This window comes from Pseudomonas sessilinigenes (genome assembly GCF_003850565.1).
GTDB classification, from domain to species: Bacteria; Pseudomonadota; Gammaproteobacteria; order Pseudomonadales; family Pseudomonadaceae; genus Aquipseudomonas; species Aquipseudomonas sessilinigenes.
Genome location: NZ_CP027706.1, coordinates 2011913 through 2031113, shown reverse-complemented (window position 1 = coordinate 2031113; position 19201 = coordinate 2011913). Strand labels below are relative to the sequence as shown.

The following is a 19201-nucleotide window of genomic DNA, read 5'->3' as shown; positions in this document are numbered from 1 at the left end:
GAATTCCCATGAGTGCAAAAGTCTGGCTGGTCGGCGCAGGCCCTGGCGATCCGGAGCTGCTGACGCTCAAGGCGGTACGCGCCTTGGGCGAGGCCGATGTGGTACTGATCGATGACCTGGTCAACAGTGCCGTATTGCAGCACTGTCCCGGAGCGCGAGTGATTGCGGTGGGCAAGCGTGGCGGCTGTCGCTCCACGCCCCAGGCCTTCATCCATCGCCTGATGCTGCGCTACGCCCGACAGGGGCGTTGCGTGGTTCGCCTCAAGGGTGGCGACCCATGCATCTTCGGACGCGGTGGCGAAGAGGCCCAGTGGCTCCGGGAGCACGGTATCGAGGTGGAACTGGTGAACGGCATCACCGCCGGCCTGGCCGGTGCCACCAGTTGCGATATCTCCCTGACCTTGCGCGGCGTGGCCCGCGGCGTGACGTTACTCACCGCCCATACCCAGGATGACAGCCCACTGGACTGGCAGGCACTGGCCCAGGGCGGAACGACCCTGGTGATCTATATGGGAGTGGCGAAACTGACAGAGATCGGCGAACAGTTGCGCGCCGCTGGCATGCCGGACCGGACACCGGTGGCGATGATCGAGAATGCCTCGTTGCCGGAGCAGCGGGAATGCCGCAGCGTACTGGGGAACATGCAACAGGATGCCCTGCAATTCAGGCTCAAGAGCCCGGCGATCCTGGTAATCGGCGCAGTAGCGGCAACTGCTGGCGCCAGCGCCGCCTGCCTGCTCCAGGCCTGAACCCCTGGGGTAAAAAATCCAGGCAAAGAAAAACCCGGCCTAGGCCGGGTTTTTCCAAGCTACAGGGCTAATTACTTAGCTTGAGCTTCTACCGAGGCTTCTACGCGACGGTTTACAGCGCGGCCAGCTTCAGTTGCGTTGTCGGCAACTGGGCGGGACTCACCGTAACCAACGGATTGAACGCGGTTAGCGCCAACGCCGTACTGGTTAACCAGAACTTGCTTAACGGCGTTTGCACGACGCTCGGACAGTTTCTGGTTGTAAGCGTCAGGACCGACGGAGTCAGTGTGACCTTCAACAACGGTGGTGGTTTGTGGGTACTGCTTCATGAAGTCAGCGAGGTTCTTGATGTCAGCGTAGCTGTTAGGCTTAACAACAGACTTGTCGAAGTCGAACTTCACGTCCAGCTCAACACGAACAACTTCAGCAACCGGAGCTTCTGGAGCTGGTTCTGGAGCAGGAGCCGGAGCTACTGGAGCTGGAGCAACCTTGCCACCGCTACCGCCGAAGTTCACACCCAGGCCGATGGTCGGAGCGTAGTCCCACTTGCCGTTATCCAGCTTGTAGTCAGCTTCAACGCCAGCACGGGCGAACAGGTTGTCGGTGAAGTAGTACTTAACGCCAGCACCTGCGGTCAGGAAGGTCGACTTGTCGCGGCCGCTGTGACCGTCGGCGATCACGTTGGTCATGCTCTTGTGAGCAACACCGCCGGAAACGTATGGACGCAGAGCGTCACCCACAGTACCAAAGTGGTACTGAGCGTTCAGGCCGAAGTTGTCGCCTTCGATTTTTTGCTTACCAGTGCCGTCGTTGGAACGGGTGTGGTTAGTCTTGTCGTAGGTCAGGTTCAACGACAGGTCGTCGGTCAGAAAGTAACCGATCGATGCGCCTGGGTTGTAACCATCTTCGACGTGCTTGACGCTGTCGTTGTACTTCTTCTGGTAGAAGAGTTCACCTTCGACCGCGCCTTGGCCTTGCGCCAGAACGCCGAACGAAGTCACGGCAACAATAGAACCAATGGCAATGCCCAAGGTGTTTTTCAGTTTCATCCGTTAAATCCCCATCTGGTGATTGTAAAGCAGTCCCACATACCGGGGGACAACTCGGCGGTAAGTCTATCAGAACTCACCTAGACGTAAGAGATATTTGCGCCGAACTAAGTTTCAGCAATGCCTGCAAATTTCTCACGCAATTTATCAAGAGCACGTTTGTAACGCATTTTTGTAGCACTCAACCCCATGTGCATGATGTCCGCGATCTCCTGAAATTCCAGCTCTGCGACAAAACGTAGCACCAGAATTTCCCGATCAATCGGGTTCACATGCACCAACCAGCGGTCAAGCCCGCCCTTTTCCTCAGGTTTCGGGGCCTTCTCTTCAGAGGCCTCCTCGAGGGGGTCAAGACTTAAAGCGTCCATCAACCGACGCTTGCGCCGCTCCTTGCGATACTGCGTGATGCACTCGTTATACGTGATGCTGTACAGCCACGTTTTGAACTTCGATTTACCCTCAAAGTTCTTAAGGCCATACAGCACCTTCAACATCACTTCCTGACAGACATCATCTGCGTCCCGATCGTTCCCCAGATAACGCGCACAAACATTAAATAGGGTTCGCTGATAGCGTCGCATCAACTCTTCATAGGCGCGTGTTACGTGGAACAGCTCCGTATGTGAACGCGCAACCAACTCCTCATCAGAGAGCTCACGGGGGTCATAGCGCGTGGATAGCGGTTGGGTTTTATTCAAAACGAGTCGTGCCGACAGTCAGGTCAATGTCCGCCACAGCCCGGTGATGGGCATTTTTGCGGCGGCATACATTAGCAGGGTGCCGGGTTAGCGGCTACTTACATGCTGCTCCAGCAGGATCCGATTGGAGAGAGAGACTAGCTCACCCTCCTCGGTCAGCAATGTAGTTTTCACCGTGCCAATCTCTTCGATCTGCCCTTCGACCTCTCCAACTCGCACTTGTTGCCCAACCTGGTACAACTCACGCACATAGATTCCCGCAAGAATCTGTCCTGCAATTTCCCGACTTCCCAACCCCATCGCCAGCGCAACGGCCAGACCAACGGTAATCAAAACGATCACGATCACGTGGTTGAGCAGGTCTGTCTTGACCTCCAGCTGGCTGATCGCCACGGAAATACTGATGATGATCACCAGCCCCTGAGCGATCCGCCCCACGCCAGCGGCGTACTCCAAACCCACGCCTTCAGCCGCTCCGCGCACCAGCCCGTTGGCCAACTGCGCCAACAAGACTCCCACCAACAGCACCAGCGCAGCACCGAAAACCTTTGGCAAATACAAAGCAAGCATGTCGAGCGTAGCCGAAACTCGCTCAAGGCCAAGGGATTCAGCAGCAGAAACCAGAAAAATCAGCAAGACGAACCAATAGACGATCTTGCCGATCAGGGTCGAAATAGGTACTTGCAGGCCCGCGCGAGACAGCAACTTGGTCAAGCCGGTACCGCCCATCAAGCGATCCAGGCCCAGCTTGGCCAGCAATTTGGACAACAGGGTATCGAGCAGCTTGGCCACCACGAAACCCAGCAACAACACTACCAACGCACCGAACAGGTTCGGAATGAAGTTCGCCACCTTGGTCCACAAGGCGGTCATCGCTGTGACGAGGCTCTGCGTCCAGAGATCAAGTTCCATATTCAATCAGCCTTATCAGCAGTGCGAGCAGTAGGTTTAAGACGGGAAACCGGCGCGACATGGGCCGATCCGTTATTCAAGGCGATCATCAGCGCCGGCAGCCAACGGCCCAGCAAGCTGAACAGATCCCCTGCCCCAACCTGGCGGTTGGCGGTTTTCAATACGCGGCCCAGGCAGGCATCGTCATCGCGGCTTGATGGCGAGGCTTTGAGCATGTCACGCAACGACTGTTCAAACGGATCGTGCATACGCACCTCTGGTGATGTCTGAAAAAGACGCGATCAGATTTATTCGGGTCACATGGCGCATCGTTATACCCAGCGCAAACGTCGGAATAACCACCATTGTCCCAGCGCTACCGCTACCAACAACAGGCAGGCGATGATGAAGCCATAGGGGCTTGCGGAAAATGGAATACCGCCGACGTTGATTCCCAGAAGGCCAGTAAGAAAGCTCATGGGAAGGAAGATCCCCGTGATGATTCCGAAGCGATACATGGTGCGATTCATGCGCACGCTCAGACGCCGGTCTTCGGCCTCCAGCACAAGCCCCACGCGCTCTCTGGCCAGTTCCAGTTCTTCCAGGTAGCGGGTCAGGCTGTTGTGCAACTCGTTCCAGTAGTCCCCATCATCGGCGGCGAACCAGAGCAACTTGATGCGGCTCAGTTGAGCGAAAATATCCCGCTGCGGAGCCAGGAAGCGCTTGAGCCCGGCAGCCCGCCGACGGATCTGCAAAATGCTGCCGTGCTCGGGGGTATACCGTTCGTCGGCATCCAGTTTTTCTTCTTCATCATCGACCACTTCAGAGAGGTCGCTGACCAGATTCTGCACTTTGTCCGTCAGGTACTCGGCCATGTAGAGCAGCAGTTCAGCGGCATTTTTCGGCCCCTTGCCTTCGGCCAGCTGCACCAATAGCTCATCGGTCGCGCGCAAGGGTCGCAAACGCAAGGAGATCACCCGCTGGGCACTGGCGAAGATCCGCACCGAGACCATGTCCTCAGGCTCGGCCCCGGGATTGAGGTTGATGCCCCGTAGAAACAGCAACAGCTCCGAATCAGGCAGGGCCAAGAGGCGTGGACGGGTATTTTCCTCCAGCAGCAGGTCACAGCTGAACTCGCTCAAGCCACTGGAGCGGCGCAGCCAGGTCTGGGTCTGCGGATGACTGCGATCCCAATGCAGCCACAGGCTTTCATGGGCCTGCAGCTGCAATTCGTCGAGCTCTGTCCGGGCAATCGAGCGCGCACCGCCTTCACCATCCAGCACCAGGGCATGCACTAGCCCCCATTGCGCGTTTTCTTCCTCGAACATCCTCATCCCTTGTCAGGCCATTGGCTCATTCAGGCATTTTCAGCGGGCTGGGCGAAACGATCACGCCGTTGTTATCGGCATAGACATACTCGCCCGGGCGGAAAGTGACTCCGGCAAAAGTCACCGCGACATTGAGGTCGCCAATGCCACGCTTGTCGGTTTTCATCGGATGGCTGGCCAGGGCCTGCACCCCCAGGTCAGTCTGGGCAATGGCATCTACATCACGGATGCAGCCATAGATCACCAGGCCTTCCCAGCCGTTCTTCGCAGCCTTTTCGGCCAGCATGTCGCCCAGCAGGGCACGCCGTAGCGAACCGCCCCCATCGACCACCAGTACCTTGCCATGCCCCTTGAGATCCACCTGCTCCTTGACCAGAGAGTTGTCCTCAAAGCACTTGATGGTGACGATTTCACCACCAAAGGAGTCGCGACCACCAAAGTTGCTGAACATGGGCTCGACGACTTGCACCAGGTCCGGGTAGGCATCGCACAGGTCGGGAGTAAGGTAATGATTCATCGAGAAGCTCCTGTAACAGTAAGAACACGATCGACGGTGTCACTGATTCCTGGGACAGCCTAGGAGATACGGGCCCAGACACTACATGTCCAGCCTGCATGCCTGACCTGCCCCATCGACGCGGCCAGTATTTTCTCAGTTCTGTCGACAGAACGGAAAGTCGAGCCCATCACCGAATGTGACCAAAATAGCGCAGCGCGTCATATCTTAGCCGCAAGCAACATGCAACGAAATGCCCTTGTCAGAGCCCTGGCTTCAAACCGTAGCCAGTTGCTCGGTGACACAAGCCAGTAACGGCGACTGCTGGTCCTTGAGCCAGCGTGCGACCAATGGCCAGACTTCGGCCTGGGCCGGCTTGCTCACCAGCATCTCGACATGCCCGAAATTGCCACTGAAACCCTGCTCTCGCCCCAGGCACACAAACTGTTTGTGCTGGCTTGCCAATTGTTCGAACAACTTGCGGCACGCCCAGGTCGGGTCCTGGTGGTCTCCCGCCGCACTGACCGCCAGAGCCGGCACCGCAACCTCAGTGAGGCCGGCCCACCAATCCTTGTCGGCATCGCCAAAGCGACCAAACAATCCGTGCCAGCGCATGCTTTCCAGCGCCAGGCCAATAGGCTCGTCTTCTGGACCACGCTTGAGCCGTGAACCGGACAACTGGGCGAAACGCTTGATAAGTAGGCGTCCGCCCCACTCCACGAGAGGAATCTTCAAAGGCCAATAGATTCGGCTGACCTGGGTACCGAAAAACGCCGCGGAGGCCACGCCCGCCTCCCCCAGGTATTGTCCACCCAGCGCCGCCGCCAAAGTGGTGCCCCCCAGAGAGTGGCCGATCCAATGAGGGATCTGCCCGCTTTGCTCGCGAACGAAGGCGGCAATCGCCGGCAGATCGTAGCGCGCGTAGTCGGCCACGCGGTTCTGGCGGTACCCGGCATTACGCCGGGACAGGCCGTGGCCACGCATTTCCGGAATCCACACGTCAAAGCCGGCTCGTGCCAGATAGGCCCCCAAGCCAATACCCTTGGGTGAATACCAGAAGCGCCGGTTGGAAAAGCTGCCATGTAGCAGGATCACGGGCACGCCCCGGACTTGAGGCTCGTCGGCCATCCCCAAGCGGGTGACAGCCAACTCCACCGAAGGATCGGGGCTGTTGCCAGGTTTCAAGCGATAGACATCTTCGCTGAGATCGCCTCGACGTTCGGCACTGGTCAAGGCGACAGGAAATAGGTTGCTGCTGCTTTGCATATTCTTCTTGCACAAAAAAGGGCGGCATTCGGAAGAAGCGCGCCCTGTTTGAATCTACGAGGGTCGGCCGCCTCGCGACGGACCGACCCTGCACTCACCGATTACGCGGCGCCCTGGCCCTCGGCCAGGAAGAACCAGGTCTCCAGTACCGAGTCCGGGTTCAGCGAGACGCTCTCGATCCCCTGCTCCATCAGCCACTTGGCCAGGTCAGGATGGTCGGAAGGCCCCTGCCCGCAGATACCGATGTACTTGCCAGCCTTGTTGCAAGCGGCAATGGCATTGGCCAGCAGCTTCTTGACCGCAGGATTACGCTCGTCGAACAGGTGGGCAATGATGCCGGAGTCACGGTCCAGGCCCAGGGTCAGCTGGGTCAGGTCGTTGGAGCCGATGGAGAAACCATCGAAGTACTCCAGGAACTCCTCGGCCAGGATCGCGTTGGATGGCAGCTCGCACATCATGATCACGCGCAGGCCGTTCTCGCCGCGCTTCAGACCATTTTCTGCAAGCAGATCGACCACCTGGCTAGCTTCGCCAAGGGTACGCACGAACGGCACCATGATCTCGACGTTGGTCAGCCCCATCTCGTTGCGCACGCGCTTGAGGGCACGGCACTCGAGTTCGAAGCAATCGCGGAAGGATTCGCTGATGTAGCGCGAAGCCCCGCGAAAGCCCAGCATCGGGTTTTCTTCTTCCGGCTCGTAGAGCTTGCCGCCGATCAGGTTGGCGTACTCGTTGGACTTGAAGTCCGACAGGCGCACGATGACCTTCTTCGGGGTGAATGCCGCTGCCAGGGTGCTGATGCCCTCGACCAGCTTGTCGACGTAGAAGTCCACCGGATCGTGGTAGCCGGCGACACGCTTGTCGACGCTGTCCTTGATCTCTTGTGGCAGGCCCGCGTAGTTCAGCAGCGCCTTGGGGTGCACGCCGATCATGCGGTTGATGATGAACTCCAGGCGGGCCAGGCCCACACCGGCGTTCGGCAGCTGGGCGAAATCGAAGGCGCGGTCCGGGTTGCCGACGTTCATCATGATCTTGAACGGCAGGTCCGGCATGGCGTCCACGGAGTTCTGCTTGACGTCAAAGCCCAGCTCGCCCTCGAAGATGAAGCCGGTGTCGCCCTCGGCGCAGGACACGGTCACGCCCTGGCCATCCTTGAGCAGCTCGGTGGCGTTGCCGCACCCGACGACTGCGGGAATGCCCAGTTCACGGGCGATGATCGCCGCGTGGCAGGTACGACCACCACGGTTGGTGACGATGGCGCTGGCGCGCTTCATCACCGGTTCCCAATCCGGGTCGGTCATGTCGGAGACCAGCACGTCGCCGGCCTGGACCTTGTCCATCTCCGACACGTCCTTGATGATCCGCACCTTGCCGGCGCCGATGCGCTGGCCGATGGCACGGCCTTCCACCAGGACGGTGCCCTTTTCCTTGAGCAGGTAACGTTCCATCACGTTGGCCTGGGTGCGGCTCTTCACGGTTTCCGGACGGGCCTGCACGATGTACAGCTTGCCGTCGTCACCGTCCTTGGCCCACTCGATGTCCATCGGGCACTGGTAGTGCTTCTCGATGATCATCGCCTGCTTGGCCAGCTCGCTGACCTCGGCGTCGGTCAGGCAGAAACGTGCGCGATCGGCCTTGTCCACGTCCACGGTCTTCACCGAGCGCCCAGCCTTGGCTTCGTCGCCGTAGATCATCTTGATCGCCTTGCTGCCCAGGTTGCGACGCAGGATCGCAGGGCGGCCAGCGGCCAGGGTGTTCTTGTGGACGTAGAACTCGTCGGGGTTGACGGCGCCCTGGACCACGGTTTCGCCCAGGCCGTAGGCACCAGTGATGAACACCACGTCACGGAAACCCGATTCGGTATCGAGGGTGAACATCACCCCAGCGGTACCGGTTTCGGAGCGGACCATGCGCTGTACGCCAGCGGACAGGGCCACCAGCTTGTGGTCGAAGCCCTGGTGAACACGATAGGAAATGGCGCGGTCGTTGAACAACGAGGCGAACACTTCCTTGGCGGCACGGATCACGTTGTCCACGCCACGGATATTGAGGAAGGTTTCCTGCTGGCCGGCGAAGGAGGCATCCGGCAGGTCTTCGGCGGTAGCCGAGGAGCGCACGGCCACGGCCATGTCCGGGTTGCCGGCCGATAGCGCGGCAAAAGCCGTACGGATCTCGGTATTGAGGCGCTCGGGGAACTCGGCTTCCATGATCCACTGGCGGATCTGGGCACCGGTCTTGGCCAGGGCATTCACGTCATCGACATCCAGCGCGTCGAGCGCGGCATGGATCTGGTCGTTCAGACCGCTCAGTTCCAGGAAATCCCGATAGGCCTGGGCGGTCGTGGCGAAGCCACCCGGGACCGAGACGCCGGCACCCGCGAGGTTACTGATCATCTCGCCCAGGGATGCGTTCTTGCCCCCCACATGCTCAACATCGTGTTTGCCGAGCTTATCGAGGGAAACTACGTACTCTACCAAGGTGATCTCTCCACTAACTGTGTTGGAAAAGCTCAGAAGCCGGCTGCTCCAGGGAGCGTTTGCCCGCTATATGGCCTGGACTTGGAAAATAAGTGAGAATGCGGGCCATTCCCGGCCGACAAATCGCGCCTATCATATCCAAGAATCGTCACTAGCTTAAGGCCCAAGCCGCAAATGAAACGATCTGCTTTCTTCATCTCTGACGGTACCGGTATCACAGCGGAAACCCTCGGCCAGAGCCTTTTGGCGCAGTTCGAGAACATTACGTTCAGCAAATTCACGCGGCCGTACATCGACAGCATGGAAAAAGCGCGGGCCATGGTACAGCAAATCAATATAGCCGCCGAAAAAGACGGCTATCGACCGATCATTTTCGACACCATCGTCAACCAGGATATTCGTGAGATCCTCGCGACCTCCAACGGTTTCATGATCGACATTTTCTCCACCTTCCTCTCTCCCCTGGAGCAGGAGCTGAGCGAGCACTCGTCGTACTCCGTGGGTAAGTCCCACTCCATCGGCCACAACTCCAATTACATGGAGCGGATCGAGGCGGTGAACTTCGCCCTGGACAACGACGACGGCGCACGGACCCACTACTACGACAAGGCCGACCTGATCCTGGTAGGCGTGTCACGCTGCGGCAAGACCCCGACCTGCCTGTACATGGCCATGCAATTCGGCATCCGCGCGGCCAACTACCCGCTCACCGAAGAAGACATGGAGCGCCTGCAACTGCCCAACGCCCTGCGCGCCCACAAGCACAAGCTGTTCGGCCTGACCATCGACCCCGACCGCCTTACCGCGATCCGCAACGAGCGCAAGCCCAACAGCCGCTACTCCAGCTTCGCCCAGTGCGAATTCGAAGTGCGGGAAGTAGAAAACTTATTGCGCCGCGAGAACATCCCCCATATCAACTCCACGCATTTCTCTGTCGAGGAAATCTCGGCCAAGATCCTGGTGGAAAAAGGCGTTGAGCGCCGCTTCAAGTAAGCCTCGCTCCTACAATCTGACATTCCCTCCTGTTACCAGGGGCCTTTACGGCCCTGCGATCCCGGACAGGCAACGCTCCAGGCGCTGCCTCCCCCGCCTCAGATCACCAACCAATCGACGAAGCGATGCACCGGCATGGCCGACAACCGTACCGGGTCCCTGCACAGATCGAAGATCTGCGCCGAGCGCTGGGCGCTGAAGCGCGTGGCCAGGTTGGCCTTGAACTTGTCCTCCAGCAGCGGGATGCCCTCGGCCCGGCGGCGACGGTGACCGATGGGGTACTCCACCGCCACCTGCTCGGTGCAACTGCCATCGGCGAAGAACACCTGCACCGCGTTGGCGATCGAGCGCTTGTCGGCCTCCAGGTACTCCCGGGTATAGCGTGGGTCCTCGACGATCTGCATCTTGTCGCGCAACTGGTCGATGATCGGATGGGCCGCGTGGAAATCATCCTCGTAGTGCTCGGCCACCAGGGTGCCGAACGCCAGGGGCACGGCGGTCATGTACTGCAGGCAATGGTCGCGATCGGCGGCATTGGCCAACGGCCCGACCTTGGAAATGATGCGGATTGCCGATTCATGGGTGGTGATGACGATTCGCTCGATCTCCTGTAGCCGATCGCGCACCTGGGGATGCAGGGCCACCGCCGCCTCGCAGGCGGTTTGCGCGTGGAACTCGGCCGGAAAGCTGATCTTGAACAGGATGTTTTCCATCACATAGCTGGCGTACCCCTGGGGCAGGCTGAAGCGCCGCTGGCCCTCGGGCTTGAGCGCCAGGTCCTTGTTGGTATGGCTGAACAGCACATCGTAGAAGCCCCACTGCGGTGCGCTGAGCACCCCGGGAATGCCCATTTCGCCGCGCAGGGCCATATCCGCCAGGCGCACCCCGCGACTCGAGGCATCCCCCGCCGCCCAGGACTTGCGCGACCCGGCATTGGGCGCGTGGCGATAGGTACGCAGCGCCTGGCCATCGACGAAGGCATGGGACAGCGCGGCCAACAGCTGCTCGCGATTGGCCCCCATCAAGCGGGCGCAAACGGCCGTGGAGGCCACCTTTACCAGCAGCACATGATCGAGCCCGACGCGGTTAAAGGAGTTGTCCAGGGCCAGCACTCCCTGGATCTCATGGGCCATGACCATCGCCTGCAGCACATCGCCCATGCTCAGCGGCGCCTCGCCGTTGGCGACGCGTTTCTGCGAAAGATGATCGGCCACGGCCAGGATGCCGCCGAGGTTGTCCGACGGGTGCCCCCACTCCGCCGCCAGCCAGGTGTCGTTGTAATCGAGCCAGCGCACGATGCAGCCGATATCCCAGGCGGCCTTCACCGGGTCCAGCCGATAGCTGGTACCCGGCACGCGGGCGCCATGGGGCACCACGGTGCCTTCGACGAGCGGCCCCAGGTGCTTGGTGCATTCAGGAAAACGCAATGCCAGCAGGCCGCAGCCCAGGGTATCCATCAGGCAATGGCGGGCGGTATCGAGGGCTAGGGGGGAGTCGACGCGATACTCCAGGACATAATCGGCGATGTCCTGCAAAACCGGGTCGTAATCGGGACGGTTGTTCAGATCAACGTTGGCGCTCATGGATCGTGCACTCCAATGACGGGGTTATGGGTAGGTCGATTCCTCAGGCTGCAGGTTCAGGTCAATAACGGCATCGCAGGTCTGCGTCTGCTCAATGATTCGATAACGGCATCGGTGGCGAGGGAGCCGGCTCCCTCGCCACCGCCGCTCCTTAGAAGGTGTCGCCAGGCACTCTCACCCAGCCTTCCATCAGCACCCGCGCGCTGCGGCTCATGATCGCCTTGACCACGCTCCACTCGCCGCCCTCGAGGGTCGCCTCGGCGCCTACGCGCAAGGTGCCCGAAGGATGGCCGAAACGCACGGCGCTACGCTCGCCGCCACCGGCCGCGAGGTTGACCAGGGTCCCGGGGATCGCCGCTGCCGTGCCGATGGCCACCGCCGCGGTGCCCATCATCGCGTGGTGCAGCTTGCCCATGGACATGGCGCGCACCAGCAGGTCGACATCCGCCGCCCTGACCGCCTTGCCGCTGGAGGCCTGGTAGTCCGCCGGCGGAGCGACGAAAGCCACCTTCGGCGTGTGCTGGCGCTGCGCGGCCTCGTCCAGGTGCTTGATCAGGCCCATGCGCAAGGCGCCATGGGCACGGATGGTCTCGAACATCGCCAGGGCCTTGGGGTCGCCATTGATCACGCCCTGCAGTTCGGTACCGCGATAACCGATGTCCGCCGCATTGACGAAGATGGTGGGGATCCCGGCATTGATCAGGGTCGCCTTGAGGGTGCCGATACCCGGCACTTCCAGGTCGTCCACCAGGTTGCCGGTGGGGAACATCGAACCACCGCCGCCCTCCTCCTCGGCCGCCGGGTCGAGGAACTCCAACTGCACTTCCGCCGCCGGGAAGGTCACGCCGTCCAGTTCGAAGTCGCCGGTCTCCTGGACCGCACCGTCGGTGATCGGCACATGGGCGATGATGGTCTTGCCGATGTTGGCCTGCCAGATGCGCACCACCGCCACCCCGTTGTGGGGAATGCGCGCCGGGTCCACCAGGCCGCTGCTGATGGCGAAGGAGCCCACCGCCGCCGACAGGTTGCCGCAGTTGCCGCTCCAGTCGACGAAGGGCTTGTCGATGGCGACCTGGCCGAACAAGTAGTCGACGTCATGGTCGGGCTTGATGCTCTTGGACAGGATCACCGTCTTGCTGGTGCTGGAGGTGGCGCCGCCCATGCCGTCGATCTGCTTGTCGTAGGGATCGGGACTGCCGATCACCCGCAGCAGCAAGGCATCGCGGGCCGCGCCGGGCAGCTGCGCCGCCTCGGGCAAGTCCTGCAGGTTGAAGAACACCCCCTTGCTGGTGCCGCCACGCATGTAGGTGGCTGGAATCTTGATTTGCGCTACAAATGCCATGGATTTCAGGTCCTGATAAAGACCGGGGGCGGTGCCTTGCGGCCCGCCCCCGGTACGTCGCTTAACTGGCTGTGGCCGATTCCAGGAAGTCCTGGGCAAAACGCTGCAGCACACCGCCGGCCTCGTAGATCGACACCTCCTCGGCGGTGTCGAGGCGGCAAGTCACCGGCACCTCGAGCCGCTCGCCATTGTGGCGGTGGATCACCAGGGTCAACTGCGCCCGGGGAGTGCGTTGGCCGAGCACGTCGTAGGTCTCGGTGCCGTCGATGCCCAGGGTCTTGCGGTCGGTGCCCGGCAGGAACTGCAGCGGCAGCACGCCCATGCCCACCAGGTTGGTGCGATGGATACGCTCGAAGCCCTCGGCGACGATCGCCTCGACACCCGCCAGGCGCACGCCCTTGGCCGCCCAGTCGCGGGACGAACCCTGGCCGTAGTCGGCACCGGCGATGATGATCAGCGGCTGCTTGCGCTCCATGTAGGTCTCGATGGCTTCCCACATCCGCGTGACCTTGCCTTCAGGCTCGACACGGGCCAGGGACCCCTTCTTCACCTCGCCATCGACCACCGCCATCTCGTTCACCAACTGCGGGTTGGCGAAGGTCGCGCGCTGGGCGGTCAGGTGATCGCCACGGTGGGTGGCGTAGGAGTTGAAGTCCTCCTCCGGCAGGCCCATCTTCGCCAGGTACTCACCGGCCGCGGAGTCCGCCAGGATGGCGTTGGACGGCGACAGGTGGTCGGTGGTGATGTTGTCCGGCAGCACCGCCAGCGGACGCATGCCCTTGAGCGTGCGCTCCCCGGCCAGCGCGCCTTCCCAGTACGGCGGACGACGGATGTAGGTACTCATCGGGCGCCAGTCGTACAGCGGGCTCTCGGCTTCCTTGACAGTGCCCAGGTCGAACATCGGGATGTAGATCTGGCGGAACTGCTCGGGCTTCACCGAGGCGGCGACGATGGCGTCGATCTCCTCGTCGCTCGGCCACAGGTCCTTCAGGGTCACCGGGTTGCCGGCCTGGTCATGGCCCAGCACGTCCTGCTCGATGTCGAAGCGCACGGTGCCGGCGATCGCATAGGCCACCACCAGCGGCGGCGAGGCGAGGAACGCCTGCTTGGCGTAGGGGTGGATACGGCCGTCGAAGTTGCGGTTGCCCGACAGCACTGCGGTGGCATACAGGTCGCGGTCGATGATTTCCTGCTGGATGACCGGGTCCAGGGCGCCGGACATGCCGTTGCAGGTGGTGCAGGCGTAGGCGACGATGCCGAAGCCGAGCTTCTCCAGCTCCGGCAGCAGGCCGGCCTCTTCCAGGTACAGCTTGGCGACCTTCGAACCCGGCGCGAAGGACGTCTTGACCCAAGGCTGGCGCACCAGGCCCAGGGCGTTGGCCTTCTTCGCCACCAGGCCTGCAGCCACCACGTTACGCGGGTTGGAGGTGTTGGTGCAGCTGGTGATCGCCGCGATGATCACCGCGCCATCGGGCATCAGGCCCTCGGCTTGTTCGACCTTGCCGGCGGCCAGCTTGGTTTCGTCGGCGATCCCCCGCTCGGCCAGGGCCGAGGTCGGCAAGCGCCGGTGCGGGTTGGACGGACCGGCCATGTTGCGCACCACGGTGGACAGATCGAATGTCAGCACCCGCTCGTACTCGGCGGTGACCAGGGCATCGGCCCACAGGCCGGTGGTCTTGGCATAGTTCTCCACCAGGGCCACCTGCTCCGGCTCGCGACCGGTGAGCTTGAGGTAGTCGATGGTCTGCTGGTCGATGTAGAACATCGACGCGGTGGCACCGTATTCCGGGCACATGTTGGAGATGGTCGCGCGGTCGCCAACGGACAGGCTGTCGGCCCCTTCGCCGAAGAACTCGACGTAGGCACCCACCACCTTTTCCTTGCGCAGGAACTCGGTCAGGGCCAGGACGATGTCGGTGGCGGTGATGCCGGGCTGGCGCTTGCCGGTGAGCTTGACGCCGACGATGTCGGGCAGGCGCATCATCGACGCGCGACCGAGCATCACGGTCTCCGCCTCCAGGCCACCGACGCCGATGGCGATCACGCCCAGCGCATCGACGTGGGGGGTATGGCTGTCGGTGCCGACGCAGGTGTCGGGGAAGGCCACGCCGCCGCGCGCCTGGATCACCGGGCTCATTTTCTCCAGGTTGATCTGGTGCATGATGCCGTTGCCGGCGGGGATCACATCGACGTTCTTGAACGCGGTCTTGGTCCACTCGATGAAGTGGAAGCGGTCCTCGTTGCGACGCTCCTCGACGGCGCGGTTCTTCTCGAAGGCATCCGGGTCGAAACCGCCGAATTCCACGGCCAGGGAGTGGTCGACGATCAGCTGGGTCGGCACCACCGGGTTGACCAGGGCCGGGTCGCCACCCTGGTCGGCGATCGCATCGCGCAGGCCGGCCAGGTCCACCAGCGCGGTCTGGCCGAGAATGTCGTGGCAGACCACGCGGGCCGGGTACCAGGGGAAGTCGAGGTCGCGCTTGCGCTCGATCAGTTGCTTCAGCGAGTCGGTGAGCTGCGCCGGGTCGCACCGGCGCACCAGTTGTTCGGCCAGCACCCGGGAGGTGTACGGCAGGCCGGAGTAGGCACCCGGGGCGATGGCATCCACCGCCTCGCGGGTGTCGAAGTAGTCCAGCGCCGTACCAGGCAGGTTCTTGCGGTATTGGCTGTTCATGATTACTTGCGGTCCTTCAGGGGCACGAACTTCAGGTCTTCCGGGCCAACGTAGTTGGCGCTCGGGCGGATGATCTTGCCGTCGATGCGTTGCTCGATGACGTGGGAAGACCAGCCGGAAGTACGGGCGATCACGAACAGCGGGGTGAACATGGCGGTGGGCACGCCCATCATGTGGTAGCTGACGGCACTGAACCAATCGAGGTTGGGGAACATCTTCTTGATTTCCCACATGGTCGATTCCAGGCGCTCGGCGATGTCGAACATCTTGCTGTTGCTCTGCTCGACGGACAGCTCGCGGGCCACTTCCTTGATCACCTTGTTGCGCGGGTCGGACACGGTGTAGACCGGATGGCCGAAGCCGATCACCACTTCCTTCTTCTCGACGCGGGCGCGGATGTCGGCTTCCGCTTCGTCCGGGTTGTCGTAGCGCTTCTGGATCTCGAAGGCCACCTCGTTGGCGCCACCGTGCTTGGGACCGCGCAGTGCGCCGATGGCCCCGGCGATGCAGGAGAACATGTCGGAACCGGTACCGGCGATCACCCGTGAGGTGAAGGTGGAGGCGTTGAATTCGTGCTCAGCATAGAGGATCAGCGAGGTGTGCATGGCGCGCACCCACGACTCACGCGGCTTCTCGCCGTGCAGCAGGTGCAGGAAATGGCCGCCGATGGAATCGTCGTCGGTCTCCACGTCGATGCGCTTGCCGTTGTGGCTGAAGTGGTACCAGTAGAGCAACGCAGAACCGAGGCACGCCATCAGCTTGTCGGCGATGTCACGGGCGCCCGGATGGTTGTGGTCGTCCTTCTCCGGCGACAGGCAACCCAGCACGGAAACGGCGGTGCGCATCACGTCCATCGGGTGGGCGGACGGCGGCAGTTGCTCCAGCGCCACCTTGACCCCGGCCGGCAGGCCGCGCAGGGCCTTGAGCTTGGCCTTGTAGCCCGTCAGCTCGGCGACGTTCGGCAGCTTGCCATGGACCAGCAGGTGGGCAATTTCCTCGAATTCGCAGGAGGTGGCGAAGTCGAGGATGTCATAACCGCGGTAGTGCAGGTCGTTGCCGGTACGGCCGACGGTGCACAGGGCCGTGTTGCCGGCGGCGGTGCCGCTCAGGGCCACGGATTTCTTCGGCTTGAAGGCGGTGGTGGTTTCGCTGGGGCTCATCGCGTGAATCTCCTCATTTTTATCCGGTTGCTTGCGTCTTGTTATATCCGCAGGCCGCTCCCGGGGAGCGGCCCGGGTCCGGTCATTTCTTGGCAGCGAACAGGGCGTCGAGCTTCTGCTCGAAAGCGTGGTAGCCGATGCGGTCGTACAGTTCGGCACGAGTCTGCATCAGATCGATGACCTCTTTTTGATGGCCATCGCGGCGAATAGCGGTGTAGACCGCCTCGGCCGCCTTGTTGGCGGCACGGAAGGCCGACAGCGGGTAGAGCTGGATGGCGACGCCCACCGACGCCAGCTCATCGCGGGAGAACAGCGGGGTGGCGCCGAACTCGGTGATGTTGGCCAGCACGGGCACATCGAGGGCATCGACGAAGCGCTTGTAGGTCGGCAGGTCGTAGGCGGCCTCGGCGAAGATGCCGTCGGCGCCCGCCTCCACATAACGCTGGCAGCGCTCGATGGCGGCGTCCACGCCCTCGGCCTGGATGGCGTCGGTTCGAGCGATCAGGAAGAAATTCGGGTCGGTCTTGGCATCGGCGGCGGCGCGTACGCGATCGACCATCTCCTCGGTGGAAACGATTTCCTTGCCCGGACGGTGGCCGCACCGCTTGGCACCCACCTGATCCTCGATATGGGCGGCGGCGGCGCCGGCCTTGATCAGGTTCTTGACGGTGCGCTCGATGTTGAAGGCGCTGGGGCCGAAACCGGTGTCGATGTCCACCAGCAACGGCAGGTCGCAGACGTCGGTGATGCGGCGCACGTCGGTGAGCACGTCGTCCAGGGTGTTGATGCCCAGGTCCGGCAGGCCCAGGGAGCCGGCGGCGACACCGCCACCGGAGAGGTAGATGGCCTTGAAGCCGGCACGCTTGGCCAGCAGCGCGTGGTTGGCGTTGATGGCGCCGATGACCTGCAGCGGATGTTCCTCGGCAATGGCGTCGCGCAAGCGCTGGCCGGCGGTTTTCTGACTCATGACTCACCTCGTGTCTTGGACGGGTTGACGAGCGCTTCCTGGTAATGGCGCTCGATATTGCGCTTGGAGGCACCGATATGACGGCGCATCAGCAACTCGGCCAGTTCGCCGTCTCGGTCGGCGATGGCATCGAGAATTCGGTGGTGTTCGGCGAAAGCCTGGCGCGGCCGGTTCGGCACGCTGGAGAACTGCAGGCGGTACATGCGCACCAGTTGGTAGAGCTCGCCGCAAAGCATCTTGGTCAGGGTCTGGTTGGCAGCGCCCTGGATGATCCGGTAATGGAAGTCGAAATCCCCTTCCTGCTGGTAATAGCCAACACCAGCCTGGAACGCCGCATCGCGCTCATGGGTCTCCAGCACGCGGCGCAGTTCGTCGATCTCGGCCACGCTCATGCGTTCGGCCGCCAGGCGACAAGCCATGCCTTCCAGGGATTCGCGGATTTCGTAGAGTTCGATCAGCTCGGCATGGCTCAGGGAAACCACCCGGGCCCCGACATGGGGCACGCGCACCAGCAGGCGCTGGCCCTCCAGGCGGTGGATGGCCTCGCGCAGCGGACCACGGCTGATGCCGTAGGTGCGGGCCAACTCCGGCTCGGAGATCTTGCTGCCCGGGGCGATCTCGCCCTTGACGATGGCGGCCTGGATACGCCGGAAGACGTTTTCGGAAAGGGTCTCGGAGTCGTCTTGGGCCGGCGTCGAGGGTTCCAGTTGATCCAGCATATTGTCGACACCTTTAAAATCAATGAGGCGAAAATTAGCCAATAGCCCCATCGCAGTCAAAGGAAAAATAGAGATTGTCGACAATCGTCTAATAACTGATTGCATCAAAACGAGACAAAAGGCCCACCCCCGGCGCTGGCGCCATAAAACCAGCATGCTAGAATGCCGCCCGCATCGGCCTGTCATCTTTTTATGGCAAGCACACGAGGGAGCTTGCGCAGCAATGCCGGTCGCCTTGAACTGAAGAACCCATGACCACCAGGATCTATGACTCTCAAGGCCCTTCTCCCACTGCTCTGCCTATTCATCCTTCCTGGCACCGGCTTCGCCGCCGGCAAGACCGTCTACGGCTTGAATGAATACGCCCAACTTGCAGGCATCGACCTGGAGGTCGCCGCCAAGCTCGACACCGGGGCCAAGACCGCCTCCCTGAGTGCCCGCGACATCAAGCGCTTCAAGCGCGATGGCGAATCCTGGGTGCGTTTCTACCTGGCCATCGACACGGCTCATTCCCACCCCATCGAACGCCCCCTGGCACGGGTCAGCAAGATCAAGCGCCGCGCCGGCGACTATGATCCCGATGAGGACAAGAACTACACCGCACGCCCGGTGATCGCCCTGCAGGTCTGCATGGGCAACGCTTTACGCAGCATCGAAGTGAACTTGACCGACCGTAGCGCATTCCAATACCCGCTTTTGATCGGCTCCGAAGCCCTCAAGCGCTTCGATGCGCTGGTCGACCCCAGTCTTAAATACGCTGCTGGCAAACCTGCCTGCGCCACTGACGCTCATACCGCAGAGTAATTCCA

General features: G+C 61.8%; 17 protein-coding genes. 3 read left to right on the top strand and 14 right to left on the bottom strand.

The annotated features are described in order from the left end of the window. The first annotated feature begins 8 nt into the window (after nt 1–8). Nucleotides 9–749, top strand: a complete 741-nt coding sequence (gene cobA, locus C4K39_RS09660; protein ID WP_124346227.1) for a uroporphyrinogen-III C-methyltransferase — start codon at nt 9–11, stop codon at nt 747–749. A gap of 71 nt (nt 750–820) precedes the next feature. Here the strand turns inward: cobA and C4K39_RS09655 are convergent, their stop codons facing one another. The 8 genes from C4K39_RS09655 to ppsA all read right to left on the bottom strand — a co-directional run bounded on the left by C4K39_RS09655 (nt 821) and on the right by ppsA (nt 8954). Next, nucleotides 821–1798, bottom strand: a complete 978-nt coding sequence (locus C4K39_RS09655) for an OmpA family protein (RefSeq protein ID WP_068577270.1) — start codon at nt 1796–1798, stop codon at nt 821–823. Between the two features lie 107 nt (nt 1799–1905). Then, nucleotides 1906–2496, bottom strand: a complete 591-nt coding sequence (gene sigX, locus C4K39_RS09650) for an RNA polymerase sigma factor SigX (protein WP_068577272.1) — start codon at nt 2494–2496, stop codon at nt 1906–1908. A gap of 87 nt (nt 2497–2583) precedes the next feature. Next, nucleotides 2584–3408, bottom strand: coding sequence for a mechanosensitive ion channel family protein (locus C4K39_RS09645; protein WP_068577274.1), 825 nt, complete (start codon nt 3406–3408; stop codon nt 2584–2586). A gap of 2 nt (nt 3409–3410) precedes the next feature. Beyond that, nucleotides 3411–3656, bottom strand: coding sequence for a CrfX protein (locus C4K39_RS09640; RefSeq protein ID WP_068577275.1), 246 nt, complete (start codon nt 3654–3656; stop codon nt 3411–3413). Nucleotides 3657–3719: 63 nt separating this feature from the next. After that, nucleotides 3720–4715: a divalent cation transporter CmaX gene (cmaX, locus tag C4K39_RS09635; protein ID WP_068577277.1), complete on the bottom strand. Its 996-nt coding sequence runs from the start codon at nt 4713–4715 to the stop codon at nt 3720–3722. Between the two features lie 25 nt (nt 4716–4740). Beyond that, a complete protein-coding gene (gene rraA, locus C4K39_RS09630) occupies nt 4741–5232 on the bottom strand; it encodes a ribonuclease E activity regulator RraA (protein ID WP_068577280.1) in 492 nt (163 codons plus the stop codon). 255 nt (nt 5233–5487) lie between these two features. Then, on the bottom strand, nt 5488–6477 hold the full coding sequence (locus C4K39_RS09625; RefSeq protein WP_124346226.1) for an alpha/beta fold hydrolase: 990 nt from the start codon (nt 6475–6477) through the stop codon (nt 5488–5490). Between the two features lie 101 nt (nt 6478–6578). Further along, a complete protein-coding gene (gene ppsA / locus C4K39_RS09620; RefSeq protein ID WP_068577286.1) occupies nt 6579–8954 on the bottom strand; it encodes a phosphoenolpyruvate synthase in 2376 nt (791 codons plus the stop codon). Nucleotides 8955–9128: 174 nt separating this feature from the next. Here ppsA and ppsR point away from each other — a divergent pair, with 174 nt between their 5' ends. Further along, the gene (ppsR, locus tag C4K39_RS09615) at nt 9129–9947 is read left to right on the top strand and encodes a posphoenolpyruvate synthetase regulatory kinase/phosphorylase PpsR (protein ID WP_068577288.1); all 819 of its coding nucleotides are present in this window, start codon (nt 9129–9131) and stop codon (nt 9945–9947) included. A 98-nt stretch (nt 9948–10045) separates the two neighbouring features. On the opposite strand, the gene prpD is transcribed toward ppsR, so the two are convergent. From prpD to C4K39_RS09585, 6 genes are all read right to left on the bottom strand, one after another. Continuing rightward, complete coding sequence (gene prpD / locus C4K39_RS09610; RefSeq protein WP_124346225.1) at nt 10046–11530, bottom strand: 2-methylcitrate dehydratase; 1485 nt, start codon at nt 11528–11530, stop codon at nt 10046–10048. Nucleotides 11531–11681: 151 nt separating this feature from the next. After that, nucleotides 11682–12872, bottom strand: coding sequence for a 2-methylaconitate cis-trans isomerase PrpF (prpF, locus tag C4K39_RS09605; RefSeq protein WP_124346224.1), 1191 nt, complete (start codon nt 12870–12872; stop codon nt 11682–11684). 61 nt (nt 12873–12933) lie between these two features. Further along, on the bottom strand, nt 12934–15546 hold the full coding sequence (gene acnD / locus C4K39_RS09600) for a Fe/S-dependent 2-methylisocitrate dehydratase AcnD (protein WP_124346223.1): 2613 nt from the start codon (nt 15544–15546) through the stop codon (nt 12934–12936). Nucleotides 15547–15548: 2 nt separating this feature from the next. Beyond that, complete coding sequence (gene prpC / locus C4K39_RS09595; protein WP_068577296.1) at nt 15549–16706, bottom strand: bifunctional 2-methylcitrate synthase/citrate synthase; 1158 nt, start codon at nt 16704–16706, stop codon at nt 15549–15551. 82 nt (nt 16707–16788) lie between these two features. Beyond that, nucleotides 16789–17673 carry a methylisocitrate lyase gene (prpB, locus tag C4K39_RS09590; RefSeq protein WP_124346222.1) on the bottom strand — a complete coding sequence of 295 codons (885 nt, stop codon included), beginning with the start codon at nt 17671–17673 and terminating at the stop codon, nt 16789–16791. Next, on the bottom strand, nt 17670–18392 hold the full coding sequence (locus C4K39_RS09585; RefSeq protein ID WP_068577300.1) for a GntR family transcriptional regulator: 723 nt from the start codon (nt 18390–18392) through the stop codon (nt 17670–17672). Before C4K39_RS09585 ends, prpB begins: the two co-directional genes overlap by 4 nt. A gap of 267 nt (nt 18393–18659) precedes the next feature. Between C4K39_RS09585 and rloA the strand changes: the two genes are divergently transcribed. Further along, a complete protein-coding gene (gene rloA / locus C4K39_RS09580; protein WP_124346221.1) occupies nt 18660–19196 on the top strand; it encodes a retropepsin-like aspartic peptidase RloA in 537 nt (178 codons plus the stop codon). Nucleotides 19197–19201 lie beyond the last annotated feature (5 nt).